Source organism: Streptoverticillium olivoreticuli subsp. olivoreticuli (assembly GCF_003391135.1).
GTDB lineage: Bacteria > Actinomycetota > Actinomycetes > Streptomycetales > Streptomycetaceae > Streptomyces > Streptomyces blastmyceticus.
The window spans coordinates 2,763,021-2,789,237 of the sequence record NZ_CP031455.1; the positions used below are offsets into that span (position 1 = coordinate 2,763,021).

Genomic DNA, 26,217 nt, shown 5'->3' on the forward strand with positions numbered 1-26,217 from the left:
GCCCTTCCGGCGGTCGGGTGCCTCAGATCCGCGCCGCCGCGGACCAGGACGACCACAGCCGGGCATAGGCGCCGTCCAGTGCCAGCAGCTCACGGTGGCTGCCGATCTCGACGATCCGCCCGCCGTCCATCACCGCGATGCGGTCGGCGTCCTGCACGGAGTCGAGCCGGTGCACGATCGAGATCACCGACCGGCCCTCCAGCAGGGCGGCCATGGACCGCTCCACCTGCCGCGAGGCCGTGGTGTCCATCAGCGCCGTGGCCTCGTCCAGCACCAGGGTGTGCGGGTCGGCCAGCAGCAGGCGCGCCAGGGCGAGTTGCTGGGCGACGGCCGGGGAGACGTCGACGTTCCCGGTCGCGATCCCGGTGTCCAGGCCCTCGGGCAGGGCGCGGACCCAGTCCGCCAGTCCCACGGTCTCCAGGGCGGCCCAGAGCTCGTCATCGCTCCAGGAGCCGTCCCGGGGGACGCTTCCGCGAGCGCCCCCGGGGCCGTTGCCGCCGTCCTGCTCGTGCGGCTTCTCCGGCAGGGTCAGATTGCCGCGGACGCTGCCGGCGAACACATGGTTCTCCTGGGTGACCAGGGCGACCTCGCGCCGCAGCGTCTCCACGGACATGGCGGTCACCGCCGCCCCGCCGATCTCCAGCACGCCCGTGGTCGGATGGTGCACTCCGGCCAGCAGCTTGCCGAGCGTGGACTTGCCCGCGCCCGAGGTGCCGACGACGGCGATCCGCTCGCCGGGCGCGATCTCCAGATCGATGCCGTGCAGGACCTCGCGGCCCTCCTCGTAGCCGAAGCGCACATCGCGCAGCCGGATCCGCCGCCCGTCCGGCACGGCACCGTCCTGCGCCCGCTCCACGGGGAGCCGCTCCACGCCCAGGATGCGGCGCAGCGCGGCATTGCCCACCTGCAACTCGTCCGTCCAGGAGAGCAGTTCGACCAGCGGACCGTTCAGGCCCTGGATGTAGAGCATCATCGCGGTGATCTCGGCCAGTCCGGCCCAGCCCTGACGGTAGGCGGCTCCGCCCGCGAGCAGGGTGAGCGCCATGGGGATCATGGTGGACAGGTCCAGGCTGGGGTACCAGACGGTCTGCAGCCAGGTGATGCGGCGGCGGTGGCCCACCACCCGCCCCACGGCGGCCCCGTGCCGGGCCGTCCTGCGCCGGGCCAGGCCCAGCGCCTCGACCGAGGCGGCGCCCCTGACCGTCTCGTGCGTACTGGCCAGCACATCGGCCTCGTCCGCCAGCAGGCGCTCATAGCCGCTGGTGGCCCGCGGGCGGTACCAGCGGGTGGAGAGGACCGCGAACGGCAGGCCGGTGATCAGCACCAGGGAGAGGAGCGGCGAGGTCAGCAGCATCGCCACCACGGTGAGGGCGAGGGTGACGGCCGCCAGCAGGATCCGCGGCATCGCCAGCCGGATCCCCTCGTTGAGCCGGTCGACGTCTGAGGTGGCGCGGCTGAGCAGGTCGCCGGTGCCCACCGATTCCACGGTGCCCAGCGGCAGCCGCATCACCCTCCGTACGAAGCTCTCCCGGGTCTCGGCGAGCACCTTCTCGCCGAGCAGGGTGGTCTGCGCCCGGGCGAACCCGCTGAGGACGGCCTGGGCGGCCAGCACGGCCACGAAGGCCAGGGCGACCAGGTCGACGCGGTGCACGGTGGTGTCCTTCTGCACGGACTCGACCAGGTAGCCCAGCAGCCGGGGGCCGACCAGTTCGGCGACGAGGGCGAGTCCGAAGAGGGCCAGCATGGCGGAGATCCGGCCGGGGTTGCGGCGGACGAACTCCCGCAGCCAGCGCCGTACGTCCTGCTGGCGGGCCAGCGGCAGCCGGTCCGGCTCCGGGGCGCCCGGAGCGGCCGCCGTCCGCACGGCGCCCTCTCCGGTGCTGTCAGTGGTCTGGATCGTCATGGCGCAGGCTGCTCCGCTCCGGGTGTCAGCAGGGCGTCCCCATCGGTGCCCGGGGCGGGGCGGACCACGGCGTCGGCCGCGTTCGCCCACAGCGGGCTGCCGCTGAAGACGACCGTGGTCCGTTCCGCCCGGTAGGCCGCCACCCGCTGGGCGATCAGGGCTTCGGTCGACGCGTCCACCGCGGAGGTGGGGTCGTCGAGGACCAGTACATCGGCATCGGTCAGCAGGGCCCTGGCCAGGACCAGTCGCTGTCGCTGGCCGCCCGACAGCGACCGGCCGCCTTCGACCAGAACACCGTCCAGGCCCTGTGGCAGGGCCTCCAGGACGTCGGTGGCCGCCGCCGCGTGCAGGGCGTCGAGCAACGCGGCGTCGCCGCGGTCGCGTTCGCCGGCGAGTTCCGCCCGCAGCGGGCCGCTGAACAGGATGTCCGAGTGGCCGGAGAGCACCAGCCGCCGTCTGAGCTCCGTGAGGTCGGCCCGGTCCAGCGGCACGTCGCCGACGCGGGGCCGGCCTTCGCGGTCGTCGAAGGGGCCGTAGTGGGTGAGGCGCGCCGCCGTCCGGGAGGCGTGCTCGCCGGAGGCGACCACCGTGGTGAGACACCCGGCCGGGGCGTGGATCCCGCTGCCCTGGTCGGCCAGCGGCAGCGGGCCGTCCGGCAGCGGCAGCGGCTCGGCCGGGGGCACCGGCTCCGGCGTCAGGCTCAGGAACCGGCAGATCCGCCCGGCCGCCACATGGGCCAGGCTGATCGCCTCCACCGCCTCGGTCGCGGTGCTCACCGGAATCACCAGGAACACCGAGGCGCCGTAGAACGCGACCAGTTCGCCGGGGGTGATGTCGCCGGAGAGGACCAGCCGGGCGCCCAGCCAGGCCACGCCGATGGTGACCAGACCGGGGAGGAAGACCCCGGCGGCCCCGATCCACGCCTCCAGGCGTCCCGCCGACTCCCCGGCGCGGCGCACCTGTTGGCTGATGTCCACGAAGCGGTCGGTGAACTTGCGCTCACCGCCGATGCCGCGCAGCACGCGCAGCCCGGAGCAGATGTCCCCGGCCTGTGCCGTCGCCGTACCGAGGCGGTCGCGCTGTTCCTCGTTGCGCCGTTGCAGCGGTCGCAGCAGGGGGCCGATGCCCAGCAGCGCCGCGGGCACCCCGATCAGCACCACCACCCCCAGGACGGGCGAGGTGAGGGTCAGGGCGACGGCGATCACCAGGAAGGAGGCGACGGCGCCGGAGGACCTGCCCACCACCTCGAAGGCGTGGCCGATGTTGGGCACGTCGCCCGCGGCGACGGCCACCACATCGCCGGAGCCGCTCCGGTGGCGCAGCGAGGCGCCGAGCCGCGCGGCCTGGCGCACCAGCACCCGGTGGCCGAAGGAGACCGCGTGCATCTGGCCGCCCATCGCCGCCTGGATCAGCCCCGCTCCCGCGGCGGCCTGCACCACGGCCAGCACGCCGACGACGCCCACCCAGCCCAGCAGCGAGCCGGTGGAGCCGTCGCGGATGCCGTCGTCGATGGCGTATCCGACGACCAGCGGCAGGAGCGCCAGCGGAAGCATCCACAGCGCACCCAGCACCGCGCTCAGCACCAGCGGCCCGGGGCGGACACGGACCAGCCACCACAGAAAGCGCCAGGCGCCGCCGTGATCGGCTTCGGGAACGGCCTCCGGGGACTCGGCGGGCCGGAACATACCGACGGGCAAGGGATTTTCTCCAAGAACTGTCGACAACCATCGAGGAACCATCGAGTCGCGAGGGTCGGAAGAAACCGTACTCGCCGGAATCGGCCGGCGGCCCCGAAGATTCCTCGGGACGGAAACCTTGGCCTTTTCCCGTTCCGGTGATCCGGAAAGTGGCCGATCCTTGCTGGCGGCAACTCCCCCGAAAGGATCCGGTCTTGCGTGTCGTTGTGGAACACGATGTGAAGGTCCCGCTGAAGGACGGCACGGTGCTCCGGGCCGATCTCTACCGGCCGGACTCCCGGAACCGGCTGCCGACCCTCGTCAGACGCACCCCCTACGGGCGCGGCGGCCCCCCGGGCGGAGCCTCGCTCGACGCCTTCCGCCTGGTGGAGGCCGGTTACAACCTGCTGGTCCAGGACATGCGGGGGCGCGGCGGTTCGGCGGGCGGCTTCGAGCCCTTCCGGAACGAGGCGGCGGACGGCGCCGACACCGTCGACTGGGCGGCCGCCCAGCCCCATTGCGACGGAACGGTCGGCATGCTGGGCCGCTCCTACGAAGGCGCCGCCGCCCTGCTGGCGGCCGGTTCGGCACCCCCCGCCCTGGGGGCGATCGCCCCGCATGTGGCCGGTTCGGAGTTCTACGAGGGCTGGAGTTATCAGGGCGGCGCCTTCCAACTCGGTTTCTGCCTGCACTGGACCCTGATGGACCTGATACTTCCGCAGCTTCCCCCGGCGGACCCCGAAAGCCCCGACACGGCCCGGGTGCTCGAGGCGCTCGACGGCATCGAGGACCTCTACCGCACGCCCTGGCGCGCACTCGGTCTGCTGGACCGGCTCGCCCCCTACTACCGGCGCTGGCTGGAACACCCGGTGCCGGACGCGTACTGGGCGCGGGCCGCCCCCAACCGTACGTACCGGTCCATGACGGCGGCCGGACTGCACATCGGCGGCTGGTACGACACCTTCCTGGGCGGAACTCTCGAGAGCTACACGGGAATGCGCGCCCGGGGCGGCTCGGCGGCGGCCCGGGATCTCTCCACGCTGGTGGTCGGGCCCTGGGCGCACGGCGTCACCGGGGGGATCTTCCCGCAGCGCCGCTACGGTATCCGGGCCGACGAACAGTACGCGGATGTGACCGCGATGCACATCGCCCACTTCGACCGCGCGCTCAAGGGAGTCGGCGGCGCCCCGCGCGGGAGGGTGCGGCTCTTCCTGACCGGCGCCGACCGCTGGGAGACCTTCGAGGAGTGGCCGGTGCCGTCCGTCCGGCCCACCGCCCTCCACCTCACCAGTGGCCCCCGGCACGCCAACTCCGCCGCGGGCGACGGCCGGCTGCTCACCACCGGGCCGCGGTCGCCCGGCAGCGACCGCTTCCGCCACGACCCCGGCGATCCGGTGCCCACCACCGGCGGTGCGACCTTGATGACCGGCCAGTCGACGGGCGGTGACTGCGGCCCGCTGGACCAGCGGGAGGTGGAACGGCGCCAGGACGTGCTCTGTTACACCGGCGACGTCCTGCGGGCGGACCTCACGGTGATCGGCGAGGTGACCCTGATCGCCCACCTCTCCTCGACCGGCGCGGACACCGACCTCACGGCCAAGCTGGTGGACGTGGCCCCGAGCGGCCGGGCGGAGATCCTCTGCGACGGCATCGTCCGGGCCCGCTACCGCGAATCGTTCGACCGGCCCCGGCCGCTCACCCCGCACCGGACCGTCGAGCTCACGGTCCGGCTCGGTGCCGTCGGCCATGTGTTCGCCGCCGGACACCGGATCAGGCTGGAGGTGGCGGGGAGCAACTTCCCGCGGTTCGACGTCAATCCGGGAACCGGCGGGCCTTCCACGGCGCTCGCCGAGCAGTACGGCGAGGCTCTGGTCAACACCGTGCACCACGGCGGCCCCCGGCCGTCGCGGCTGCTGCTGCCGGTGCTCGACACCGACTGACCCCGCCGCCCTCGGCGGTCGTGGGTACGGCCCCGGCTCGGGCGAGCCGGGGCCGTACCCATGACGCGGGGCGGTCAGCCCAGGGCCTCGCACCCCGCCGCGCGGACCACCAGCGTGCTGCTCGTCCGCTCCGGCGCGGCGGCCTCCGCCAGTACCGCGCGCAGCGCCCACTCACGGGCCGGGCTGCCGTCGGCCCACAGCACCTCGGCCGAGCACAGCACCCGCCCGGCGGCCCGCTGTTCGCCGTACCACCGCCGGAACTCCGGTGTGGACCACAGCTGGAGCGGAATCCGGCGTTCGCCGCCCGACCGCCGGGCGCCGGACCCCAGCCGGGCCAGCGCCCGGCGGGTGGTCTCCTCGACGGACCCGGCCACCGGGACCTCCAGCTCGTGGGCGAAGTGCAGGAGGTACTCGTTCCGCTCCGCCTCGGCGGGCGAGCCGAGCACCACCCGGCCGGTGCGGTGCCAGGCCCCCCACTTCACATTGGTCACCAGGCCGGGCAGCGAGGGCAGGGCGCGGGGCACATAGAAGAGGACGACATCGCTCATCCGCATCGCGTCCTCCTCCCACCGGATCTGGTCCGGGTAGGAGAGCGGCTCTCCCGCCTCGGGTTCGGGGAGGAAGACCGCCAGCTCCCCGTCGCCGTCCCAGAGCCGGCCGAGGTGGTGCACCGCCTCGGCCCGCCAGGAGGGGACGGCGGGGTCCAGGGGGGTGGGCCCGCAGAGATAGACGGAGGCCGTCCACGACGCGGGCAGCGGCCGGCCCGCCCGGATGACGACGATTTCAGCGGGCATGGCAGGACGCTCCCACGGGTGTCGGATCGCCCTCCGGCAGCGGGGGCATGGAGGACGAGGGCATCGACGACGACGGCGCGGGTGTGGCGGCGGGGGACGAACCACACAGGCGGACGGCGGCCCTCATGACCTCCAGGGCCTCCCGCTTGCGCTGACCGGGCTCCTCCGGGCGCCGCACCAGCAGGCTGACCGCGGCCACACAGACGGTGCCGCGCCGCACCGGGGCGGCGACCAGGTCCCAGCCCGCCAGGGCCGACGGGGTCCGGGCATGCCCCAGGACGCGGATGCGCTCCAGTACGGGGTCGGCGGGGAAGGCCCCGGGCAGGTGCGCCAGCAGGACCAGGCCCGCGGCGTCCGCCCGCAGGGGCGCCCGGAACAGGAGGTACGCCCGGTCGCTGGAGCGCATCACCGTCTCGAAGTCACCGCCCTGTTCCTGGTCGTGGCTCAGGGCGACCCGCAGCGGGGGCCGGAGCATCACCGGTACGTGGAGGAAGGACGCCTGGCCCGCCCGCTTGCGCAACTCGGCGAGCTCGAAGCGCACTCGGGCCAGGGAGAGCGGGAGGTTGGGAAAGGGGCCGTCGGCCGGTGTGGCGAAGCTCTGGGCGAGCCGGTACCGGCCGTACCCGCTCTGCAGGACCGCGCCCTCGCGGACGGCCGACTGCAGGATGCGGTGGGCGGTGGAGCGGGCCAGGCCGGTCAGCCGGGTCAACGTGTCGAGGGAGTGCGCACCCGGGCCGAGCGTGTCCAGTGCCCTGAGTATGCGAAATGCCCGATCGGCAGCGGTTTTCGGGATATCTTCCGGCAATTTAGGTACATCCTTCACACGGTTTTTCCTGGTGCTGAAGAAGGAGCGGCGGGCGTGGGGTGAGGCTCATCCTTGGCACACTCCCCCGGATTTTCAACGAAGGAATCGTTCCAGAAGTCTCAGTTCCGGAACCGGAGTCATGGGGCGGCACCCAGCAGGTGTGCCGCGGCGGTGTTCACCAGGTTCGGGCGATCGGTGCGCCGGCCCAGCAGCGCCACATGGACCCACAGAAAGGCGCCGCGCATCACAATCCGGTCGCGCATTCCCTCGGGCACCCGGCCGCCGTGCTCCCGGTAGGCCCGCAGCAGCGCGTCCAGGACGTCCGGCCCTCCGGCGTAGTACATGTCGACGAAATCCAGGGCCGGATCGCCCAGCTGGGAATTGGTCCAGTCGAGCAGTCCGGAAAGCCGCCCGCCGCCGTCGGGGGTGCGGGTGACCAGGGTGTGCCCCGGGTGCACGTCACCGTGCACGAGCACGGTCTCCGCGGGCCAGGCCGCGTCGTCCGCCAGCCAGCGCCGCCAGCGGCGATAGCGCTCGGCCGGCAGCCCGAACACCTCGTCCGCCTCCCGCAGTTCGCGCTCGGCCCGCTCCCTCGACAGCCGCGCCGACACCTCCGGCACCCCGGTGGCGATGGCGTCGCGGGCCGGCACCGAGTGCAGCGTCACCAGGACGCGGCCCAGCGCACCCAGGTAGTCCGCGGTGCGGGCGAGCGGGTCGATGGCCCACCGGTAGCGCAGCGTCTCGGGATGCTCGGTCCCGGCGGCGGAGCCCGGCAGCCTGGGGTAGACGGTCAACTCCGGTTCGTGCACCCGCCATTCGGGCAGCCGAACGGGCAGCCGGCCGTGCAGCAGCTCCAGCAGGCGGGCCTCCACCGCCGCACGGACCGGCACCTCCGCGCGCCGTGGGGAGCGCAGAATCCACTTCCGGCCGCGACCGTCCGTGCAGTGCACGACCCGGAAATCCCAGCCGGACTCGTCCACGACCGCCGAGCCGGGGACCACCGGGATGCCGTGGCCGATGGCGCGGTCCAACATCTGCGGAACGCTGAGCGGTATCCCGTCCATGACCGCCACACTGCCCGCAACGAAGCCTTCCCTAACCAAGTTTCCGCCCGATGAAAAGTGAACTCGCCTTCGCCCTTTCATGCTTGCGGATCTCCGCACGCCTGGGGTTCGCTTCCCGGCGTACAACCACTGCCCGCTTTTCCGCCAGCAATCGGGGGTAGATTTGTCGCGCGTACTCAACGACGGCGCAGTGAGCACTCCGCAACGGCCACCCGTACTCGAGGAGTGGTACCGGCGGCAGCTGCACCGGGCCGAATTCGATATCAGCTCCAGCGGCGTGCAGCCCTATTCCTTCGCCGAACTGCGGCGCATCGCCGGGATCGAGCAGGAGGACCTGGACCGGGTCGTCATGGACGACAGCACCTCACAGGGCCCACAGGAACTCCGGCAGGCGATCGCCGACCGCTATGCGGGCGGCCGGGCCGACCACGTCATGGTGACCCACGGTTCGAGCGAGGCCATCGCGCTCACCCTCGCCACCGTGCTGGAACCGGGCGACCGGGTGGTGCTGCCCGACTCCGTCTACCACTCGCTCGGACACTTCGTACGGGAGCGGGGCTGCGCGGTACGCACGCTGCCCCTGGGCCCGCTGTCCCAGGGCGCCTTCCCGGAATCCGTGCTCGACGAGGTGATCACCCCCGGGACCAGGGCCGTCGTGGCGAATTTCCCGCACAACCCGACGGGCCGCACGCTCTCCGGAGCGGGCTACGACAGCTTCGTCCGGCGCGTGGCCGAGGTCGGCGCCCTGCTGGTGTGGGACGCCGCCACCGCCGAAATCACCCACGGCACCGAGGTGTTGCCCAATCCGGCCCACAGCTACCCGCGCACCATCGCCTACGGCACGTTCTCCAAGGTGTTCGGCCTGCCCGGCCTGCGCTTCGGCTGGTGCGTCGCGGCTCCCGAGCTGATCGAGGCGACCTTCGCGCTGCGCGACCGCACCACCCTGTTCCTCTCGCCCCTCGTCGAACGCATCGCCCTGCACGCGATGCGCGCCGCACCCCGGCTGATCGGGCCCCGCGCCCAGCAGGCCCGGCGCAACCTGGCCCTGGTCGACGCCTGGGTGGCACGGCACCCGGACAGCGTCGCCTGGCAGCGCCCCCAGGGCGGGGTGTGCGGGCTGCTCCGGCTGCCCGGGGTCGAGGACACCGAAGCCTTCTGCCGGGAACTGCTCGACCGGCACGGCACCCTGCTGGTGCCCGGCACCGCCTTCGACCTCCCGGACGGCGTGCGCCTGGGGTTCGGCGGCGCGGAACGGGAGCTGAGCGAGGGCCTGGCGCGGCTCTCGGATTTCCTCCGCACCCGGGAGAGCCGGCGATGAGCGGCACCGGGGCCGACTTCCTCCACCACTGGGACCGCCACACCGGCCGACAACCCTGCGCGCCGGCCCTGGTGGAGGGCTCGGAGATCTGGACCTACGGCCGGACGGACGCCCGGGCCGAGGCCCTCGCCGCGCGGCTGGCGGCGGCGGGCGCCGGGCCCGGGAGCGTGGTCGGCCTCGCCCTCGACCGGCCCCGCGAGGCCGTACTCGCCATGCTCGCCGTGCTCAAGGCCCAGGCGGCGTTCACCGTCCTGGACCCCGGACTGCCCCCGGAGCCGCGGGCACACCTGGTCCGCGAGATCGACGCCGCCCTCTGGCTGCACAGCGGCCCACGGCCCGCGCACCCGCTGCCCTCCGGCACTCCCCGGCTGGACATCGCCGAGGGGGGCGACAGCGCGCCACCCCGCCGGAACCTCCCCGTCCAGGACTCCCGGCTCGCCTACATCCTCTTCACCTCCGGATCCACCGGTGTCCCCAAGGGCGTCATGATCGAGCGGGGGCCGCTGGGCGGCTTCGCCGAGGCGGTCCGGGACCGGCTGGCACTGGACTCCGCCGACCGCTGGCTGCAGGTCTGCTCGCTCGGCTTCGACGTGGTGATCGAGGAAGTCTTCCCGGTGCTCGCAGCGGGCGGCGCGGTGGTGTGCCGGCCCGACTCCCGGCCCCTGGAACCGGAGGACCTGCACCGGCTGCTGAGCGACAGCGCGTCCACTGTGGTCGAGCTGTCCACCCAGTACTGGCACGAGTACGCCCGCTGGCTGCGCGCGGCCGGGCGGACCACCCCGGCGAGCCTGCGGACGGTGCTCGTCGGCGGCGAGCGGATGGACCCGGCCGCCTACCGCGACTGGCAGCAACGGCACCCGGCGGCCGCCCTGGTCCATGTGTACGGGCTGACCGAGACCACGGTGACCTCCACCATGTACACCGGGCGGCTGCCCGAGGACGCCGACGAGGTGCCCATCGGCTCGCCACTGGCCAACGCCCTGGTCACGGTGCGCCGCGACGGACGGCCGGTGCCCCTCGGCGAGGTGGGCGAGATCCACATCGCGGGCCCCTCGCTCGCCCGGGGATTCCTCCACGACGAGCGGCAGACCGCGCTGCGGTTCCGCTCCGACCCGGCCGCGCCCGGGGCGCGGATGTATCCGACCGGCGACCTCGGGCGCCGACTGCCCGACGGCGACCTGGTGTTCCTGGGCCGGAAGGACGCACAGCTCAAGGTCCGCGGGCACCGGCTGGAGGCCGCCGCCGTGGAGCGCGCGCTGGAGAGCGGCGACGCGGTGGCCCAGGCCGCCGTGCTGCTGGACCCGGCGGACGACAGCTCGCTGGTGGCCGCGCTGGTCCCGGCGGACCGGACGCTGCGGCCCCCGGCCGGGACCGCGCGGCGGCTCACCGCCGCACAGCGCCTGCGGGCGGTGCGCCCGGTCGCCGCGGCCCTGCACGACTGGGCCGTGCCCACCCGCCTGTACTGGGTCGCGGAACTCCCCAAGAACCCGCACGGAAAGATCGACACGGCGGCGCTGGCCGCACTCGCAGGGCCTGCGGCCGACGCGGCCCCAGACCCGGCCGCCGAGGCGGGCGACGTCCCGCTGAGAGCCGTGCTCCACCGCTTCCGGACCGTCCTCCAGGCGCCCTCGCTGGGGCCGGACGACGACTTCTTCGCGCACGGCGGCCAGTCGATCCTCGCCATGCGCCTGGTCAGCGAGCTGCGCTCGGAGCTCCCGGCGGCAGGCGGCCTGCGGGTCTCGGCACTCTTCGACTGCCGCACCCCCCGACGTCTGACCGAACGCATCACCGGTCACTGAACCACCTCCATCCCCTCACGAATCAGGAACCGGAACCGTGGAAACCGTCACCGAATACGTCCTCGAACTCACCGAGGAGGAGGCCCGGAGCTCCGTCGAACTCACCGTCGAGCTCTCCCGGCGCTACGTCTCGCCCGAAGACCCCCAGCTCCTGTTCGACCTCCCGCTGCTGGCGGCCCGGCTGCCCGAACGCACCCGGAGGTTCCTGCGCGACTTCGCGCTGGGCGACCGGCACGGCCACTGCGTGCTGCGCGGGCACCACATCGACTCCGCACGCATCGGCCCCACGCCCGACCACTGGCGCGGCCGCTCCCGCCCCGCCCCGGAGTTCCCCGAGGAAATACTCCTGCTGCTCTACGGCGCCGTCATCGGCGAACCGTTCGGCTGGGCCACCCAGCAGGACGGCCGGCTCGTCCACGACGTCTTCCCCATCGAGGGCCACGACGGCGAGCAGCTCGGCACCGGCAGCGCCGAGCTGCTCACCTGGCACATCGAGGACGCCTTCCACCCCTACCGGGGCGACTATCTGATGCTGTCCGCCCTGCGCAACCCGGACCGGGTGGCCACCACCATCGGCGAGCTCGACCCGGACGCCCTGTCGCCGGAGCACCTCGAGGCCCTCTTCGAGCCGCGCTACTACATCGCCCCGGACGAGTCCCACCTGCCCAAGAACAACTCGGCAGGCGACGACACCGCGGCAGGCGAGCGCTTCGCCAGCATCGAACGGCTCATCGACAACCGCGAGCGGGTGGCGGTGCTGTACGGCTCGCGCACCGCGCCGTACGTCCGGCTCGACCCCTACTTCATGGAGATCCCGGAGGACCCGGAGGCCGGTGCCGCGCTCCAGGCCATCACCGAGGTGCTGGACCGGGGAATGAGCGAGGTCGCCCTCCTCCAGGGCGACGTCCTGTGCGTCAACAACCACCTCGCGGTGCACGGCCGGCTGCCGTTCAAGGCGCGCTACGACGGCACCGACCGCTGGCTCAAACGGGTCAACATCACCAGCGACCTGCGCAAGTCCCGTGAGATGCGGGCGTCGGCCGACTCCCGGCTGATCGGCTAGCACCGCCATGCCGTCGAACGCCGCCCCGGCGCGCCTGGCCATCACCACGCTGGACCGGGCCCCCGGGCTCCGGGACTCCGTGGACGAGCTGATCACCGCAAACATGCCCGTCTTCATGTCCTGGGAGTCCCCGGGGAACTGGCGCTGGCACCACCTCTACGAACGGTTCGCGGCGCACCAGCTGTGCGTGACCGACGAGCGGGGCGCCCTGGTCGCGGCGGCCAACGGCCTGCCGGTGCGGTGGGACGGCACCGTGGGCGGCCTGCCCGGCGGCGCCGACGACGTCCTGGTGCGGGCCACCGACGGCGACCTGGCCGAACGGGCCACCGCCTTGTGCCTGTTGTCGGTGTCGGTGGCCCCCGAACACCGCCGCACCCGGCTGCCGCAACTGCTGCTGGAGCGGGCCCGTACGGACGCCGCCCAGGCGGGATGGCGCGGACTGGTCGTCCCGGTGCGGCCCACCGGCAAGACCCGCTACCCGGTGATCCCGATGAGCCGGTACGCGCGGTGGCGGACCCCCGGCGGCGAGCCCTTCGACCCCTGGCTGCGCACCCACGCGCGGCTGGGCGCCGAGCAACTCGGCCTCGCCGAGCGGTCCTTGGTGATCCGGCAGCCGGTGCGGCGCTGGGAGCAGGCCCTGGACCTGCCGATGCCCGGTCCCGGGCAGTACGCGGTGCCCGGCGCCCTCACCACGGTCCGTGCCGACGCGGACGGCACGGCCACCTACGCCGAGCCCAACGTCTGGATGTTCCACCGGGCCTGACACCGGGCCCGGCACCGGACTCGACATCCCCCTTTCCGAACGGAGTGCTCATGTCTTCACTACGCCTGGCCGTCATCGGCTGTGGCGCCGCGGCGCGGGCCTGTCACCTGCCCGCCCTGCCCCGGGTCCCGGGGGCCCGGCTCACCGCGCTGATCGACTCCGACGCCGCCCACGCCGAGAGCGCCCTCGCGGCCTACCGCGAGTTCGGCGGCGAGGGCTCCCCCGAACTGGCCACCACCTGGCAGGAGGCGCTCGGCTCGTTCGACGCCGCGGTGGTCGCGGTGCCGCACACCGCGCACGCCCCACTCGCCGTGGAACTGCTGGAGAACGGCAAGCACGTCCTGATGGAAAAGCCCATGACCACCACCCCGGAGGACGCCGACCGGCTGCTCAAGACGGCCGCCGACCACCCGGAGACGCTCCTGGCCATGGCCCACCCGCGCCGTCTGTTCCCCGCCTACGCCTGGGTGCGGCGGCTGATCCGCAGCGGGGCGCTGGGGACCGTGGAACGCATCCACTGGACCGAGGGCCACCCCTACAGCTGGGAGCCGCTCACCTGGTCCATGTTCGACCGCAGGCTCGCCCACGGCGGAGTGCTCACCGACACCGGATCGCACGTCTTCGACACCCTCTTCTGGTGGCTGGGCGAGGAGACGACCCTGCTGGACCACCAGGACAACTCGCTGGGCGGAGTGGACAGCGACACCCGCACCTGGCTCCGCTTCGGATCGGTCGACGTGATCGTGGAGTTGAGCCGGCTGCGCCCGCTGGGCACCGCCTGCGTCATCACCGGCAGCGAGGCCGAGGTGAGCATCGGCACCGACTTCCCGGCCGGCGAATGCGCCCTGGTCACCAAGAACGGCAAGGTCCTGCACCGCGGCGACGTGGCCGCCATCGCCCCGGCCCAGGACGAGTGGGAGGCCCTGTTCGTGGAGCAGCTGGCCAACTTCGCCACGGCCTGCGGCAAGCGGGGCGTGGAGCCGTACTCCACGGCCGAGGACGGCAAGCGGGTGGTCGACCTGATCGACGCCTGCTACCGCGGACCGGCCCGACGGGCCATGCCCCAGCCCTGGACCACCGACCGCACGAGGAGTGGCGCGTGAACGCCGAGAAGGACGTCGAGAAGGACGTCGAGAAGAACAAGGACGAGCTGAGCGGGGTCCGGATCGCGGTCACCGGGGCCGGCGGCTTCATCGGCGGTCGCGTCGTCGAACGGCTCGCCCTGGGCACCCGGGCGGAGGTCCGGCCCTTGGTGCGCGGCTTCGGCCGTGCCTCGCGGCTCTCCGCCCTGCCCCAGGACCGGCTGGCCTTCCGGATCGCGGAACTCGGCCGTACCGACGCGCTGCGGGCTGCGTTCGAGGACTGCGAGGTGGTGGTGCACTGCGCCTTCGGCAGCGAGGGCACGGTGGAGGAGCGGTGGGCGGCCACCGTGGACGGCACCGCGAACGTCCTCGCCGCGGCCCGGGCCGCCGGGGTGCGCCGGGTCGTCCACCTCAGCACGGTCGACGTGTACGCCCCCGCCGAGGGGGACTTCGACGAGACCGCCGCCGCCCGCCCGGCCGACCCCGCCGATCGCGAGTACGAGCAGCAGAAACTGGCGGCCGAGGAACTGGTGCTGCGGGCGGGCGACGGCGGTCCCGACGTCGTGGTGCTCCAGCCGGGAGTGGTGTACGGGCCGTGGGGCGGGCAGTGGACCACCGCCCAGCTCCGGCGGCCCGCCGCCGACTACGCGGTGCTCCCCTCGGGCGGGGACGGCGGAGTGTGCAACGCCGTGTACGTGGACGATGTGGCGGACGCGGTGCTCGCCGCCTGCCATCGCCCCGGCGCCGCGGGCCGGCGCATCCTGCTGGCGGGCCGGGAGCGCATCACCTGGGGCCGGTTCTTCGACTGCTTCCGCGCCATCCGGGCCCTGGACCCGGCAGCGGCCGACGCCGCGGCGGCGGACGTCCCGGACTGGGAGGCCGAGCTGTACCGCTCGGGCGCGCGCATCGCCTCGGACCGCGCCGCCCGGCTGCTGGGCACCCGGTGCGCCACCACGCTCCGCGAGGGCATGGACCTGACCGACGCCTGGGCCCAGTGGGCCGGGCTGGGGGCCAAGAGGCTCACCGCGGCGGGGGCCGGCGGATGACCCGGGTACTGGTCGTCGCCCCGCACCCGGACGACGACGTCATCGGCTGCGGCGCCTCGATGGCCAAGCACACCGAGGAGGGCGCCCGGGTGACCGTGGCCATCGTCATCGGCCGGGAGCGCAGCCTCTACGACACCGAACGCACCGACGAGGACTTCACCGACGAGATCCGCACATCCTGCGCCGCGCTGGGGGTGCACCGCTGGGTGCTGCTGGACGAGCCCTCGCGGGACTTCCGGCTCACCCGCAAGGTGCACCTGGACCTGGTCCGTCTGATCCGCGAGGAGCGGCCCGACGTCCTCTACGTACCGCACCGCCGGGACGGGGACGTGGAGCACCGCATGGTGCACCAACTGGCGATCGAGGCGCTGTGGATGGCCACCTCCGCGTTCTTCGGCGAGTGCGGCGAGCCCGCTCCCGCGCCCCGGCTGGTGCTCGGCTACGAGGTCTGGTCCCCACTGCCGGAGTTCCAGTACGCCGAGGACGTCACCGGGTTCGTCGACCGCAAGGTCGAGGCGATGCGCGCCTACCGGTCCCAGCTGCGGCACGCCGCCTGGGACCAGGCGGTGCGGGCGCTGGCCGAGTACCGGGGCGCGGTCGCCACCGGCACCTCGCACGCGGAGGTCTTCGAGGTGCTCAGCCTGGGGAGCCGGGGAGCCTCATGAGCGAACGGCTGCTGGTGTGCGGCATCGGCGCCGGGATGGACAGGTCGCTGGCCGCGCTCAAGGACCTGGGCCTGGACCTGGCGGTGATCACCGACCGCCGCACCGAGCGGGTCGGCCGGGCCACCGGCACGGTGCTGGTCGCCGACCCGGGCGACCAGCGGTCGGTGGACCGCGCCGTCACCGCGGCCGGGCTGAGGGGTGTGGACGGCGTCCTCTCGCTCGGGTACGACAACCCCCCGGTGATCTCCCGGCTCGCCCGCCGCTTCGGCTGCCCGGGCGTCCCGGAAGAGGTCGCCCTGGACTGCACCCTCAAGGACCGCAGGCTCGCCGTCCTGGGCCGCGCGGGCCTGCACCTGCCCCGGCACCGGGCCGCCGACGACCTGGCGGGCGCGCTGGCCGCCCTGGCGGAGACCGGGCTGCCCGCGGTGGTCAAGCCGCGCGACCTCACCGGTTCCGCGGGGGTGTACAAGCTGGACTCGCCGCGGACCGCGCCGGACCGCATCCGCGAGGCACTGCGGCTGAGCGTCTCCGGCCGGGTCGTGGTGGAGGAGTTCCTGGCGGGCACCGAGCACACCGTCGCCGGACTGGTGACCGCGGGCACCTTCCACGTCACCGGGTTCGCCGACCGCGAGTACGGGCGCAAGGAGGAGTTCGCCCCGTACTTCTTCGAGGGCGGCGACACCATGCCCACCGCGCTGAGCACCGAACAGGCCGACGAGGTGGTGGCCGTGGTGCGGGCGGGCGTACGGGCGCTCGGCCTGGACGAGGCCGTGGTCAACACCGACATCCTGCGCACCCGGGACGGCCGGGTGGTCCTGCTGGAGCTCACCTGCCGGCTGACCGGGGCGCGGATCGCCACCGAGATCATGCCGCTGGGAGGCGGCATCGACCCGCTGCCCCACGCGGTACGCCTGGCCCTGGGCCGGCCCGTCGACCTGGCGGAGCCGGCGCCGCGTCCCGGCCGGGCCGTGGTGCAGCGCTATCTGCCCTGCACCGGCGGCACCGTCGAATGGGTCGGCGACCTCCGCGAGGCCGCCGCCCCGCCGGAGGTCCACGACGTGTTCTGGGGACGGGAACTGCGGCCGGGCATGACCCTGCCGCCCTACACCGGAGGCTCGGATCCGCTGGCAGGCGTGATCGCCACCGGGGACGACACCGCACAGGCCGCGGCCACCGCCCAAGAGGTGCTGGCGGGGCTGCCGCTGAAGCTCTCCGCCGACACCCTCGACCCACCGCACACCACCTGAAAGGGGTCCGATGACGATCGCCTACGCCCAATGGGCCGACACCTATGAGCTGTTCGAGGGAGAGACCGCACAGGACACCTGGCGGCAGGGGATCGCCGCCGATCTGGCCAAGCTGGCCGGAGGACCGGCCACCGTGCTGGACCTCGGCGCGGGCACCGGCGTGGGAGCCCGGGTGCTCACCGAGCTGCTGCCCGCACTCCAGGTGACCTCCCTGGACCGGTCCCCGGAGATGCTCGACCGGGGCAAGGTGCCCAAGGAACGCCAACTGGTCGGTGACATGGCCGACTTCCGGACCGACTCGGTCTACGACTTCGTCGTCTCCGGCTTCGACGCGCTCAACTACCTGCCCCCGCAGGCCCTGGCGAGCTGCCTGTCCTGCGTCGCCGACGCCCTGCGGCCCGGCGGACACCTGATCTTCGACTACTCCTCCCGCAAGGTGCTGTCCTCGGACTGGCGGGCGCTCGCGTACGAGCAGGAGAAGGACGGATACCGGCTGCACCGCAGGCACCACTACGAGGCGGCGTTCGACCGCAGCCGCACCGTGCTCACCCTGCGCCGCGACGGGCAGACGCTCTGGCGCGAGACCCATGTCCAGTACGTGATGGATCCGTTCACGCTCGAGGAGATCGCGCGCGGGCACGGGCTCCAGACCCTCTCGGTGCGCAACATCGACAGCGACACCTACTCCCCGCAGCACACCACGCACGTCTACGTCCTGCGCAAGGACTGAACCACCCCACCGACGGACCCGCCCAGGCACATCAGGGAGAACGATGAAGGACCCCGAGGCAGCGCTCAAGGAGGGCATCGCCCGCACCAGCGTCGTCATCGCGCTCAAGGACGACGTACGGATAGTCGACTGCATCGCGTCGGTGGACGAGGAGGTGGAGATCGTCCTGGCGCTCAACGGCGCCTCCGACGAAATCCGGCGCGTCATCGCCGAGCACCCGCGCCGGCTGGTGGTCACCGAGATCCCCGACGCGGGCAACCTCGGCGCCGCCTACAACGCGGGGGCCGAGGCGGCCTCCGGCCAGTACCTGCTCTATATGGACTCCGACTGCGTCTTCGCCCCCGGCGTCATCCGGATGATGGTCCGGGCCGTGCTGGACCACCCCGTGGTCAAGGGCCAGGTGGTCTACGGGGAGTCGGACCGGCTGCTGAGCCGGCTCACCGCCCGGGTGCGGGAGTTCGACGAGGGCGACTACGTCAGCGCCCTGTCGCCGCCGCTCGTCTACGACCGCCGGGTCGCGGACTGCATCGGGGGCTACCACTACGATCCGCTGGTCCACTGGTGCGAGGACCGGGAGTTCGACTTCCGCCTCCAGCTGGCGGAGATCCCGGTGGTGCACCTGCCGGACGCCGTGATCCACCACGACGCCCAGCACGGCCTGCAGAACCTGCGCAGCTACTGGCGCTACGGCATCGGAGAGGGCATCGGGCAGCAGCTCGGCATCTTCACCACGCCCGCGATCCCGGTGGCGTGGCGGGTCTACGACTCGGCGCGGACGCTGGTCGGCTGCGCCCGGGACAAAGGGCCGCTCGCGGCGGCCCTCTACGCCCTGATGCAGTCCGCCTTCCACACCGGAACCGTCTACCACTTGCTGCGCGACCCGTTCCAGGTCCGCGGCCGGCTGCCCGCCCACGCCCGGCGCACCCGCATGCTGCGGTCGGTGCCCGAGCACTGCCCGAAGCTCACCGCGGAGCAGCGGGAGAAGCTGCGGCAGGCCCACCGGGAGCGGGGGCGGGTCATCGAACCGGTCAAGGACCTGTCGGTCTTCCGCGTCCCCGCCCCCGAACCGTCCCTGGTTCAGCGGCAGTAGACCGGGTAACCGCACTCGCTGCCGCCGAAACCGAGCTTGAACCGGTTGATCAGCCGGGTCTTCTCGCTGGTCCCGTCGGTGTCGATGCCGCTGAGGTCGAGATAGCGCTTGCCGTGCTCGGCCGCCCACTTCATCGTCCGGAAGTGCACGAAGTTCAGTGCGGCCTGCGCACGGAACTCGGGATTGGTGGCCACATAACGGGCCTCCACCGACGTCCCGTTGACCAGGCACACCGAGCCCGCGGCCACTTCCGGTCCGGAAACGGCCGAGAAGAGGCGTACCCGCGGGAGCTCCAGCAGCTCCCGCAGGTATTCCTCCGAGGCGAAGTCGGGGGAATCCGCGGTACGCATCGCGTCGGCGTAGAAGGGGTGGAAACGGCCCAGCAGGCCGGGATCCTCGATGAAGGCGAACCCGGACCGCAGGGCCCGCCGGACCCGGCTCCGGGTGCTGGGGCGCATCCTGGCCAGCAGCTCCTCATCGCTCCCGCGGGCGTCGACGAGCAGCGTGCCGAACCTCCCGGCCGCCCGGAACCCGGCGGCGGCCAGCACGTCGGGCATCTCCCACCCGGGCTGGAGCACCAGCGTGACCCCGGTCAGGGAGGCGCAGTCGGCGAGCAGCCGGCGCAGCGCCCCGGCATCGGGAACCCCGCTGGGCCCCTTCCACATGAACCACCCGTCCTCGGCTTTCTCCAGCAGCATCGCGGCATCGCCCGCCGCGAAGCGGCGCACGTCGACCCCCTGGCGGCGCAGAAAACGCATCCGCTCGCCGTCCTGATGGAAGTCCCGGTAATCGTGGAAATCCTCGACCGTAATTCCAGCACGGTTCTCGACCCGCACCACTGCACCTCCGAAAATCGACCGGACCAGCACGGAATCAGGGCAGGCGGCACGGAACACCTCGTCATGGAATACCTATTGACGGGAGGCCGGTGCCCGACTCAGAGTGTGGGAACAAAGTCCCGGAAGGAAAAGAGCGCGAAACCCTCGGCGGGATTTTAATTCCCGTTTCCGAGGCGCTTTCCCCAGTGTTGGCGTGAGGGGCGGCGAATGTCAACGGCTGCACCCACGGATATCGTTCTCAGGAGATATTCATGCGAATTCTCGGTGTGAATGGGTGGCCGGGCGCGAGCCACGACGCCTCGGCCTGCCTGCTGGTCGACGGCGAGGTGGTGGCCTTCGCGGAGGAGGAGCGGTTCACCCGCGACAAGCACTCCTACGGCCAGGCCCCGCACCACGCGGTCGCCTACTGCCTGGCCGAGGCGGGGCTGGGCATCGAAGACATCGACTTCGTGGCGCACGGCTGGGAGATGCCCGAGCTGCTCGCCCGGCGCGGCCTGGAGTGGTTCCCCACCACCTCGGAGGCGCTGGAGTTCCTCCTCCCGCGCAGCCTGTTCCCCAGGCGCCGGGACCCCCGGCTGCTGTTCGTCGAGCACCACATGGCCCACGCCGCCAGCGCCTACCACTTCTCGGGGCACGACAGCGGCGCGGTGCTGATCCTCGACGGGCAGGGGGAGACCGAGAGCGCCACCCTGGCGCTGGGCAGCGGGGGCAACCTCAAGGTGCTGCGCTCGGTGTCGCCGGGCTGGTCGCTGGGGTACTTCTACGCCGCGGTGTGCGAGTACGCGGGCCTGGGTGCCGACGCCGCGGGCAAGCTGATGGGGCTGGCCCCCTACGGAACCGTCCAGGACACCACCTTCGGCGGCGCGCTGCGCGTCCACGAGGACGGCTACAGCGTGGACGCGGTGCCCGAGGACCTGCTCTCGCACGGCCGCACCGACGAGGAGGACGACACCATCCGGCTGTGGATGAGCCGGCTGGAGAAGGTCCTGCGCACCCCGCCCAACGGCGTCTCACGCCGCTACGATCCGCTGCTCGGCCGCTATGTCCGCCGCACCGACCGGGATCCGTTCGACTACCGGGACCTGGCGGCCACCGCGCAGGAGGCGCTGGAGCAGTGCGTCCTGGCCATGGTGCACGGCCTGCTGCGCGACACCGGCGAGTCGACGCTGCTGGTGGCAGGCGGGGTGGGCTTCAACGCCACGCTCAACGGCAAGCTGATGCGGCTGCCGCAGGTCGGGGAGCTGTTCGTGCAGCCGCTCGCCGGTGACCAGGGGGTGAGCCTGGGCGCGGCCGGGTGGGTGGCCGCCCAGGCCGGGGAACGCATCCGGCCCATGCGCGGCACGGTCGCCTGGGGCCCCCAGTGGGACGCCCGGGCCATCCGGCAGGTGCTCGACCGGGCGGGCACGCCCTACACCGAGCCCGACGACATCGCGGCGCACACCGCGCGGCTGCTGGCGCGGGGGGAGATCGTGGGCTGGCACCAGGGGCGGGGCGAGGGCGGCCCGCGGGCCCTGGGACACCGCAGCATCCTGGCGGCGCCGTCCCCGGCCACGCAGCAGGACCGGATCAACCTGACCATCAAGAACCGTGAGCGGTGGCGCCCGTTCGCACCGAGCCTGCGGGAGGAGTCCGGCGCCGAACTGCTCGACCTGGACCGCCCGTTGCCCTACATGATCGTCACCACGCCGGTTCCCGAGCGCAGCCGCGCCCTGATGGCCGCCGCCACCCATGTGGACGGCACCACGCGTCCGCAGACGGTTTCGGCCGAGGCCGATCCGCTGTACCACCGGCTGCTGGGGCAGGTGGCGGAGCACACCGGACACGCCGTGGTGCTCAACACATCGTTCAACGGCAACGCCGAGCCCGTCGTCAGCTCGCCGGGGGACGCCCTGGCGACCTTTGCCAGGGCCCCCCTCGACGCGCTCGCGCTCGGCCCGTTCCTCGTCCACAGGTGATCCCTGGACGCCGTGCCGTCCGGGCCGCGGTCAGCGGCCCGACAGGCAGTTGCCCACCCGGCCGGGGTTCCCCCCGGGGACCGCCCCGGCCGGGGCGGCGTCCGCGGACACCGGCCCGGACGTCATCAGGGTCACGAAGCGCAGGCCCCTGGCGTCCATCAGGTTGGCGGCCAGCATGGTGAACTCGACCCGGCCGCGCCAGGGGTGGTCGATGGCCCGGGTGTCGCCGTCCGGGTGGGTGTGGCTCAGGAGGGCCGCGTCGTTCCACAGCCCGGCGACCACCGGGTCGGCCAGCAGCCCGTGCAGCAGCGCCCTGAGCTCCCGGGAGTCGGGGGACTCGGCGATCGCGGCCCGCAGCTCGCCCAGCATGGGAATGGCCCACCCTTCCTTCCAGGCCACCGGTCTGGGCAGGTGGGGCGCGCGGTTCAGCAGCACCCGGCGCAGGATGTTGCGGTCGTCGAGCCCCGCCACACCACCCCGGGCGTCCCCGTAGAAGAGGTCCAGATAGTCGGCGTTGGCGGCCACCAGGCGCCAGGAGCGGGTGTAGATGCAGGACGGCTGGGGCTGGCTCTGCACCAGGGTGTCCCAGTCCGGGTGCGGAGGGGCGTCGGAGAAGTCGTCGGGCGGGGGGAGCCGGCCGGTGGCGTAGACGAACAGGGCCTGCCGCTCATGGCAGTTCATCCGCAGCGCCCGGGCCACACCCTCCAGGAATTCCCTGGTGGGGTGGTCCATGCGCCCGGACTCCAAAGTGGCGTACCACCGGGTCGAGCAGCCCAGGAGCGCGGCCGTGCTCTCCTGGGAGATGCCCGGTCTGCGCCGGGCCGGACCGCGGGACGCGCGGTCGTCCGGGCCGAGCCGGGCGCGGCACTGTCTCAGGAGTTCACGAAGATGGTTCTTGGCCCCCTGCCCGCCGGGGTGCTCTGGAGACAAGGACCCCCCTCTCTGCATCGCAGAATCATCAAGATTTGGAAAAATCGGCGTCAAGGATGACGGATTCCCAAGTGACACGGGGTTGAAAACGTGACTCCGGAAAACGGCGGGGATTTTGGCAAGGATGAGCCTCATGTTTGCCTCTGGGGCACTGTCCCCGCGGGCTTCCTCTCCACGGGTGTTGAGCGGTGCGGCCGTGCGTAACGGCCGTGCGTATCATCTGGCTGATGACCTCGAAACGCGCCCGCCGCGCCGCCCAGGAAACCGCTCCCTGCCGGATCACCGTGTGCCGCGGCTGCTGCTGCGGCGATCCGCGGAAGGTGCCCGGCGTCGACCACGCGGGGCAGACGGCCCGGCTGCGGGCGGCGGTCGGGGACGCGGCGCAGGTGCGGGCGTCGGAGTGCCTCGACGTGTGCGACCAGGCGAATGTGATGGTCGTTCAGCCGTCGGCGGCGGGCCGGGCGGCCGGGGGCAGGCCGGTGTGGCTGGGGCTGGTCAACGACGACGACGCGCTGGCGGACATCGCGGCGTGGGTGCGGTCCGGCGGACCGGGGGTGGCCGATCCGCCGGGGGTGTTGGACCTGTACGAGTTCACCGCGTCGCGGCGGGTGGGCAAGGCGCTGGAGGGCTAGCGGAGGGCCGCGGAGAAGATGCCCCGCCGCGTTCAGCCGGCCTCGGAAGCCGCCGCCTTCTCCAGTTGGAACGCCTCGTTGCCGAGGCCGATGGCGGCGTGGACGGCGGGGCGCACGTATTTGAGGACGACGCCGAAGCAGATGCCGGCGACGACCGCCGCGCCGATGATGCCCGGCAGGATCCAGCGCAGGGGCGAGCCGGGGTCGGCGCCCAGGAGGACGTCGAAGTCCTTGACGGCGTAGCAGCCGATGACGAGCAGGGCGAGGCCCGCGAGCCCGGAGGCGATGAGCCGGGGGGCCTGGGCGCGGGCCGCGCCGCGGCGCACGAAGAAGGCGATGACGGCGGCGGACGCGGCGGCCATGAGCACGATGACGCCGAGGGCGCCGACGTTGCCGGTCCAGGTGAAGAGGCGCTGTATGGGGGCGGTCGGGTCGCCGTTGGGTCGGCCGTCGGTGACCGCGAAGAGCACGACGGCGACGACCGAGACGGCGCTCTGGAGCAGTGAGCCGTGGGCGGGCGCGCCGCTGCCCTTGGTCGTACGGCCCATGGCGGCGGGCAGCAGGCCCTCGCGGCCCATGGCGAAGGCGTAGCGGGCGACGACGTTGTGGAAGCTGAGCATGGCGGCGAACATGCCGGTCACGTAGAAGACGTGCATGACGTCGGCGACGGCGCCGCCGAGCCGGTCCTCGGTGAGGGCGAAGAGGAGGTTCGGGCCCTGCTCCCGGGCGAGGCCGACGACGCTGCCGGGTCCGGCGGCGACGCTGAGCGCCCAGGAGCTGACGGCGAAGAAGAGGGCGACGAAGCCGACGGCGAGGAAGGTCACGCGGGCGACGACGACCTGGGGCCTGCTGGTCTCCTCGGCGTAGACGGCGGCCTGTTCGAAGCCGACGAAGGCGGCGATGGTGAAGCACAGGGCGGTGCCGAGGCCGCCGCCGCCGAGGGTCGTGGGGTCGAAGGCGTGGAAGGAGACTCCTTCCTTGCCGGGGCTGGCGATGCCCGCGAGGTCGAAGACGACGACCATGACGCACTCGACGAGCAGGAGGGCGCCGAGGACCTTGGCGTTGAGGTCTATCTTCAGCCAGCCGAGGACGCCGACGGCGAGGACGGCGGCGAGGGCCGGCACCCACCAGGCGACGCTGATGCCCAGGTGCTTGTCGAGGAGGCCGGCGAGCTCGAAGCCGAAGATGCCGTAGATGCCGAACTGGAGGGCGCTGTAGGCGACCAGGGCGACGACGGAGGCGGCGGCTCCGGCGGTGCCGCCGAGGCCGCGGGCGATATAGGCGTAGAAGGCGCCGGCGTTGTGGACGTGGCGGCTCATCTCGGCGTAGCCGAAGCTGAAGAGGGTGAGCACCACGCCGAGGATGACGAAGAGCAGGGGCTGGCCGACGATGCCCATCGTGCCGTACGTGGTGGGCATGACGCCCGCCGTCACCATCAGGGGCGCGCTGGCGGCGACCACGGACAGCAGGAGGCCGGCCAGTCCTATCCGGTCGGCGCGCAGCCGTCTCTCCTGGCCCTTGAATGTGCTGATCTCGCTCGTCGTGCCCGTCGGCATGGCGGGGTCGTCCTTCCCATGGGGGTGAGCGGGGGCGTGCGCGGCGGGGTTCAGGCCGATCCGAGCGCGGCCCGGCGGGCGGCCCGGAACGCCTTGCGCGCGTCCTGGTCGGGATAGGACCAGGGGGCGTGGGTGGCGTGCGGGCCGATGCGGGTGAGGAGGGCGGCCGCCTCGGCCGGGCGGCCCTCGTGGAGCTTGGCGTGGGCGAGGTAGTTGAGGTCGACCTTGCGGCGGGGGTGGGCCGTGCCGTCGTCGACGTCCCATTCGAGCCACCAGTCGAAGGCGGCCTTCATGACCTGGCGGGCCCGGCGGGTGGCCCAGTGCCCGGAGCGTGCGGGGTCACCGGGTTCGACGCCGGCGCGGGCGAGTACGCGGTAGCGCTCGGCGTGCGCGACGACGGGGAGCACGGCCAGGGGCGAGTCGGCGGGGGCCTGTTCCGCGGCCCAGGAGGCGAAGTCGTAGACCTCGTGGAGGGGGTCGTCGCGGTCGCCCCTCTGGTGTTCGGCGAGGCAGGCGGCCATGAGGTGGTGGGCGTGGTGGTGGTCCCGGTGGCGGGCGCGCACCTGGTCGAAGGCGCGGACGCGCTCGTCGTCGGTGCCGGTGCGGCGGGCGAGGATGAGGATGCCGAGCCAGGGGGTGGGGTCGGCGGGGGCCATCCTCGCCGCGGTGAGGCAGGCGGCGCGGGCCACCTCGGGGATCTCCTGGCCCCGGACGGCCCGGCAGACGGTGGCGCAGGCGAGGAGCGCGGCGGCGTCGGGGCTGTCGGGCTCGGCGAGCTGCCACTCCCGGGCCCAGGCGCTGCTGGCGGCGCCCTCGGCGAGGACGACGAGGCGGTGGCCGCGGCGGTCCCAGTCGTCGCCGGTCTCGGCGAGGAGCCTGCGGGCCTCGGTCCAGCGGCCGCGGGCGAGGGCGTCGCGCACGGCGGCGAGTTCGGTGTCGTCCAGGGCGGGGTCGAAAGCCGGTCCGTCCTTGTTCCGGGGGCGGCCCAAGGGTGGGGGCGTCATCGGCGGGCTTCCTCCACGGGCGTGCGTCCCCTCCCGGCGCCCGCGCGAGGCGTCCGCGAACCGACCACTTCGGTCACGCACAGCAAAGCGGTAGTCACGGCTCCGAGTCAAGGGCGATCTTGGAACTGACACCACCTCAACTGGCACCCCGTCAGATCGGGTTGCGGTCGGGCGGCTCGCCCGGATCAGGGTACGCCCGCGGCCGCCCGGACGTACGGTGGAGGCGTGACCGGAAGGGCATTTTTCGTACATGCGTTCTATACGCCATTAGGGGGAACGCGGGAGGGAATGCGCGGCCGAAAGGCGGGTACTCGGC

At 73.0% G+C, this 26,217-nt stretch carries 22 protein-coding genes; 13 read left to right on the forward strand and 9 right to left on the reverse strand.

Annotated elements, in window-relative coordinates; all coding sequences use genetic code 11:
* Window positions 1-22 precede the first annotated feature (22 nt).
* Window positions 23-1,903: an ABC transporter ATP-binding protein gene (locus tag DXZ73_RS11595; protein ID WP_116210919.1), complete on the reverse strand. Its 1,881-nt coding sequence runs from the start codon at window positions 1,901-1,903 to the stop codon at window positions 23-25.
* Complete coding sequence (locus tag DXZ73_RS11600) at window positions 1,900-3,600, reverse strand: ABC transporter transmembrane domain-containing protein (protein WP_205519154.1); 1,701 nt, start codon at window positions 3,598-3,600, stop codon at window positions 1,900-1,902. The genes DXZ73_RS11595 and DXZ73_RS11600 overlap by 4 nt, the downstream gene beginning before the upstream one ends.
* Window positions 3,601-3,794: 194 nt before the next feature.
* Here DXZ73_RS11600 and DXZ73_RS11605 point away from each other — a divergent pair, with 194 nt between their 5' ends.
* Window positions 3,795-5,519 carry a CocE/NonD family hydrolase gene (locus DXZ73_RS11605; protein ID WP_116210921.1) on the forward strand — a complete coding sequence of 575 codons (1,725 nt, stop codon included), beginning with the start codon at window positions 3,795-3,797 and terminating at the stop codon, window positions 5,517-5,519.
* A gap of 74 nt (window positions 5,520-5,593) precedes the next feature.
* Here the strand turns inward: DXZ73_RS11605 and DXZ73_RS11610 are convergent, their stop codons facing one another.
* From DXZ73_RS11610 to DXZ73_RS11620, 3 genes are all read right to left on the reverse strand, one after another.
* Window positions 5,594-6,313: a nucleoside 2-deoxyribosyltransferase domain-containing protein gene (locus DXZ73_RS11610; protein WP_116210922.1), complete on the reverse strand. Its 720-nt coding sequence runs from the start codon at window positions 6,311-6,313 to the stop codon at window positions 5,594-5,596.
* Window positions 6,303-7,136 carry a helix-turn-helix domain-containing protein gene (locus DXZ73_RS11615; protein ID WP_116210923.1) on the reverse strand — a complete coding sequence of 278 codons (834 nt, stop codon included), beginning with the start codon at window positions 7,134-7,136 and terminating at the stop codon, window positions 6,303-6,305. The genes DXZ73_RS11610 and DXZ73_RS11615 overlap by 11 nt, the downstream gene beginning before the upstream one ends.
* Window positions 7,137-7,255: 119 nt before the next feature.
* A complete protein-coding gene (locus tag DXZ73_RS11620; RefSeq protein WP_240351309.1) occupies window positions 7,256-8,182 on the reverse strand; it encodes a macrolide 2'-phosphotransferase in 927 nt (308 codons plus the stop codon).
* Window positions 8,183-8,372: 190 nt separating this feature from the next.
* On the opposite strand from DXZ73_RS11620, the gene vioD reads away from it, so the two are divergent.
* Genes vioD through DXZ73_RS11670 form a run of 10 tightly spaced genes read left to right on the forward strand, consistent with a single transcriptional unit; the run spans window position 8,373 to window position 18,985 of the window.
* Window positions 8,373-9,500 (forward strand): capreomycidine synthase, encoded by a 1,128-nt coding sequence (gene vioD / locus DXZ73_RS11625; RefSeq protein WP_240351310.1) that lies wholly within the window; start codon window positions 8,373-8,375, stop codon window positions 9,498-9,500.
* Window positions 9,497-11,299, forward strand: a complete 1,803-nt coding sequence (locus DXZ73_RS11630) for a non-ribosomal peptide synthetase (protein WP_116210925.1) — start codon at window positions 9,497-9,499, stop codon at window positions 11,297-11,299. The genes vioD and DXZ73_RS11630 overlap by 4 nt, the downstream gene beginning before the upstream one ends.
* Window positions 11,300-11,336: 37 nt before the next feature.
* Complete coding sequence (gene vioC, locus DXZ73_RS11635) at window positions 11,337-12,362, forward strand: arginine beta-hydroxylase, Fe(II)/alpha-ketoglutarate-dependent (protein ID WP_116210926.1); 1,026 nt, start codon at window positions 11,337-11,339, stop codon at window positions 12,360-12,362.
* 7 nt (window positions 12,363-12,369) lie between these two features.
* Window positions 12,370-13,125, forward strand: a complete 756-nt coding sequence (locus DXZ73_RS11640) for a hypothetical protein (protein ID WP_116210927.1) — start codon at window positions 12,370-12,372, stop codon at window positions 13,123-13,125.
* Window positions 13,126-13,175: 50 nt separating this feature from the next.
* Window positions 13,176-14,228: a Gfo/Idh/MocA family protein gene (locus DXZ73_RS11645; RefSeq protein WP_116210928.1), complete on the forward strand. Its 1,053-nt coding sequence runs from the start codon at window positions 13,176-13,178 to the stop codon at window positions 14,226-14,228.
* The gene (locus DXZ73_RS11650) at window positions 14,225-15,253 is read left to right on the forward strand and encodes an NAD-dependent epimerase/dehydratase family protein (protein WP_162890147.1); all 1,029 of its coding nucleotides are present in this window, start codon (window positions 14,225-14,227) and stop codon (window positions 15,251-15,253) included. The genes DXZ73_RS11645 and DXZ73_RS11650 overlap by 4 nt, the downstream gene beginning before the upstream one ends.
* Window positions 15,250-15,918, forward strand: a complete 669-nt coding sequence (locus DXZ73_RS11655) for a PIG-L deacetylase family protein (RefSeq protein ID WP_116210930.1) — start codon at window positions 15,250-15,252, stop codon at window positions 15,916-15,918. The genes DXZ73_RS11650 and DXZ73_RS11655 overlap by 4 nt, the downstream gene beginning before the upstream one ends.
* Window positions 15,915-17,165, forward strand: a complete 1,251-nt coding sequence (locus DXZ73_RS11660; RefSeq protein WP_116210931.1) for an ATP-grasp domain-containing protein — start codon at window positions 15,915-15,917, stop codon at window positions 17,163-17,165. The genes DXZ73_RS11655 and DXZ73_RS11660 overlap by 4 nt, the downstream gene beginning before the upstream one ends.
* A gap of 10 nt (window positions 17,166-17,175) precedes the next feature.
* Entirely contained in the window at window positions 17,176-17,895 is a 720-nt protein-coding gene (locus DXZ73_RS11665; protein WP_116210932.1) for a class I SAM-dependent methyltransferase, read from the forward strand.
* Window positions 17,896-17,938: 43 nt separating this feature from the next.
* Window positions 17,939-18,985, forward strand: a complete 1,047-nt coding sequence (locus DXZ73_RS11670; protein ID WP_116210933.1) for a glycosyltransferase — start codon at window positions 17,939-17,941, stop codon at window positions 18,983-18,985.
* On the opposite strand, the gene DXZ73_RS11675 is transcribed toward DXZ73_RS11670, so the two are convergent.
* A complete protein-coding gene (locus DXZ73_RS11675) occupies window positions 18,973-19,821 on the reverse strand; it encodes a GNAT family N-acetyltransferase (protein WP_162890148.1) in 849 nt (282 codons plus the stop codon). The genes DXZ73_RS11670 and DXZ73_RS11675 overlap by 13 nt on opposite strands.
* Before the next feature lie 254 nt (window positions 19,822-20,075).
* On the opposite strand from DXZ73_RS11675, the gene DXZ73_RS11680 reads away from it, so the two are divergent.
* Window positions 20,076-21,779 carry a carbamoyltransferase family protein gene (locus tag DXZ73_RS11680; RefSeq protein ID WP_116210935.1) on the forward strand — a complete coding sequence of 568 codons (1,704 nt, stop codon included), beginning with the start codon at window positions 20,076-20,078 and terminating at the stop codon, window positions 21,777-21,779.
* A 30-nt stretch (window positions 21,780-21,809) separates the two neighbouring features.
* Here DXZ73_RS11680 and DXZ73_RS11685 read toward each other — a convergent pair whose 3' ends face one another.
* A complete protein-coding gene (locus DXZ73_RS11685; RefSeq protein ID WP_162890149.1) occupies window positions 21,810-22,709 on the reverse strand; it encodes a helix-turn-helix domain-containing protein in 900 nt (299 codons plus the stop codon).
* A gap of 227 nt (window positions 22,710-22,936) precedes the next feature.
* On the opposite strand from DXZ73_RS11685, the gene DXZ73_RS11690 reads away from it, so the two are divergent.
* Window positions 22,937-23,341: a (2Fe-2S) ferredoxin domain-containing protein gene (locus DXZ73_RS11690; RefSeq protein ID WP_116215553.1), complete on the forward strand. Its 405-nt coding sequence runs from the start codon at window positions 22,937-22,939 to the stop codon at window positions 23,339-23,341.
* Between the two features lie 32 nt (window positions 23,342-23,373).
* Here DXZ73_RS11690 and DXZ73_RS11695 read toward each other — a convergent pair whose 3' ends face one another.
* Together DXZ73_RS11695 and DXZ73_RS11700 are read right to left on the reverse strand one after the other, a co-directional pair.
* Entirely contained in the window at window positions 23,374-24,897 is a 1,524-nt protein-coding gene (locus DXZ73_RS11695; RefSeq protein WP_116210937.1) for an APC family permease, read from the reverse strand.
* Between the two features lie 50 nt (window positions 24,898-24,947).
* The gene (locus DXZ73_RS11700) at window positions 24,948-25,901 is read right to left on the reverse strand and encodes a hypothetical protein (RefSeq protein ID WP_116210938.1); all 954 of its coding nucleotides are present in this window, start codon (window positions 25,899-25,901) and stop codon (window positions 24,948-24,950) included.
* Window positions 25,902-26,217 lie beyond the last annotated feature (316 nt).

What these genes read in the sequence shown, in the direction of transcription:
- DXZ73_RS11595 (WP_116210919.1), bottom strand. Translation starts at nt 1,903, where the DNA reads ATGACGATCCAGACCACTGACAGCACCGGAGAGGGCGCCGTGCGGACG.
- DXZ73_RS11610 (WP_116210922.1), bottom strand. Translation starts at nt 6,313, where the DNA reads ATGCCCGCTGAAATCGTCGTCATCCGGGCGGGCCGGCCGCTGCCCGCG.
- DXZ73_RS11620 (WP_240351309.1), bottom strand. Translation starts at nt 8,182, where the DNA reads ATGGACGGGATACCGCTCAGCGTTCCGCAGATGTTGGACCGCGCCATC.
- DXZ73_RS11630 (WP_116210925.1), top strand. Translation starts at nt 9,497, where the DNA reads ATGAGCGGCACCGGGGCCGACTTCCTCCACCACTGGGACCGCCACACC.
- DXZ73_RS11640 (WP_116210927.1), top strand. Translation starts at nt 12,370, where the DNA reads ATGCCGTCGAACGCCGCCCCGGCGCGCCTGGCCATCACCACGCTGGAC.
- DXZ73_RS11645 (WP_116210928.1), top strand. Translation starts at nt 13,176, where the DNA reads ATGTCTTCACTACGCCTGGCCGTCATCGGCTGTGGCGCCGCGGCGCGG.
- DXZ73_RS11655 (WP_116210930.1), top strand. Translation starts at nt 15,250, where the DNA reads ATGACCCGGGTACTGGTCGTCGCCCCGCACCCGGACGACGACGTCATC.
- DXZ73_RS11660 (WP_116210931.1), top strand. Translation starts at nt 15,915, where the DNA reads ATGAGCGAACGGCTGCTGGTGTGCGGCATCGGCGCCGGGATGGACAGG.
- DXZ73_RS11665 (WP_116210932.1), top strand. Translation starts at nt 17,176, where the DNA reads ATGACGATCGCCTACGCCCAATGGGCCGACACCTATGAGCTGTTCGAG.
- DXZ73_RS11670 (WP_116210933.1), top strand. Translation starts at nt 17,939, where the DNA reads ATGAAGGACCCCGAGGCAGCGCTCAAGGAGGGCATCGCCCGCACCAGC.
- DXZ73_RS11680 (WP_116210935.1), top strand. Translation starts at nt 20,076, where the DNA reads ATGCGAATTCTCGGTGTGAATGGGTGGCCGGGCGCGAGCCACGACGCC.
- DXZ73_RS11690 (WP_116215553.1), top strand. Translation starts at nt 22,937, where the DNA reads ATGACCTCGAAACGCGCCCGCCGCGCCGCCCAGGAAACCGCTCCCTGC.
- DXZ73_RS11695 (WP_116210937.1), bottom strand. Translation starts at nt 24,897, where the DNA reads ATGCCGACGGGCACGACGAGCGAGATCAGCACATTCAAGGGCCAGGAG.
- DXZ73_RS11700 (WP_116210938.1), bottom strand. Translation starts at nt 25,901, where the DNA reads ATGACGCCCCCACCCTTGGGCCGCCCCCGGAACAAGGACGGACCGGCT.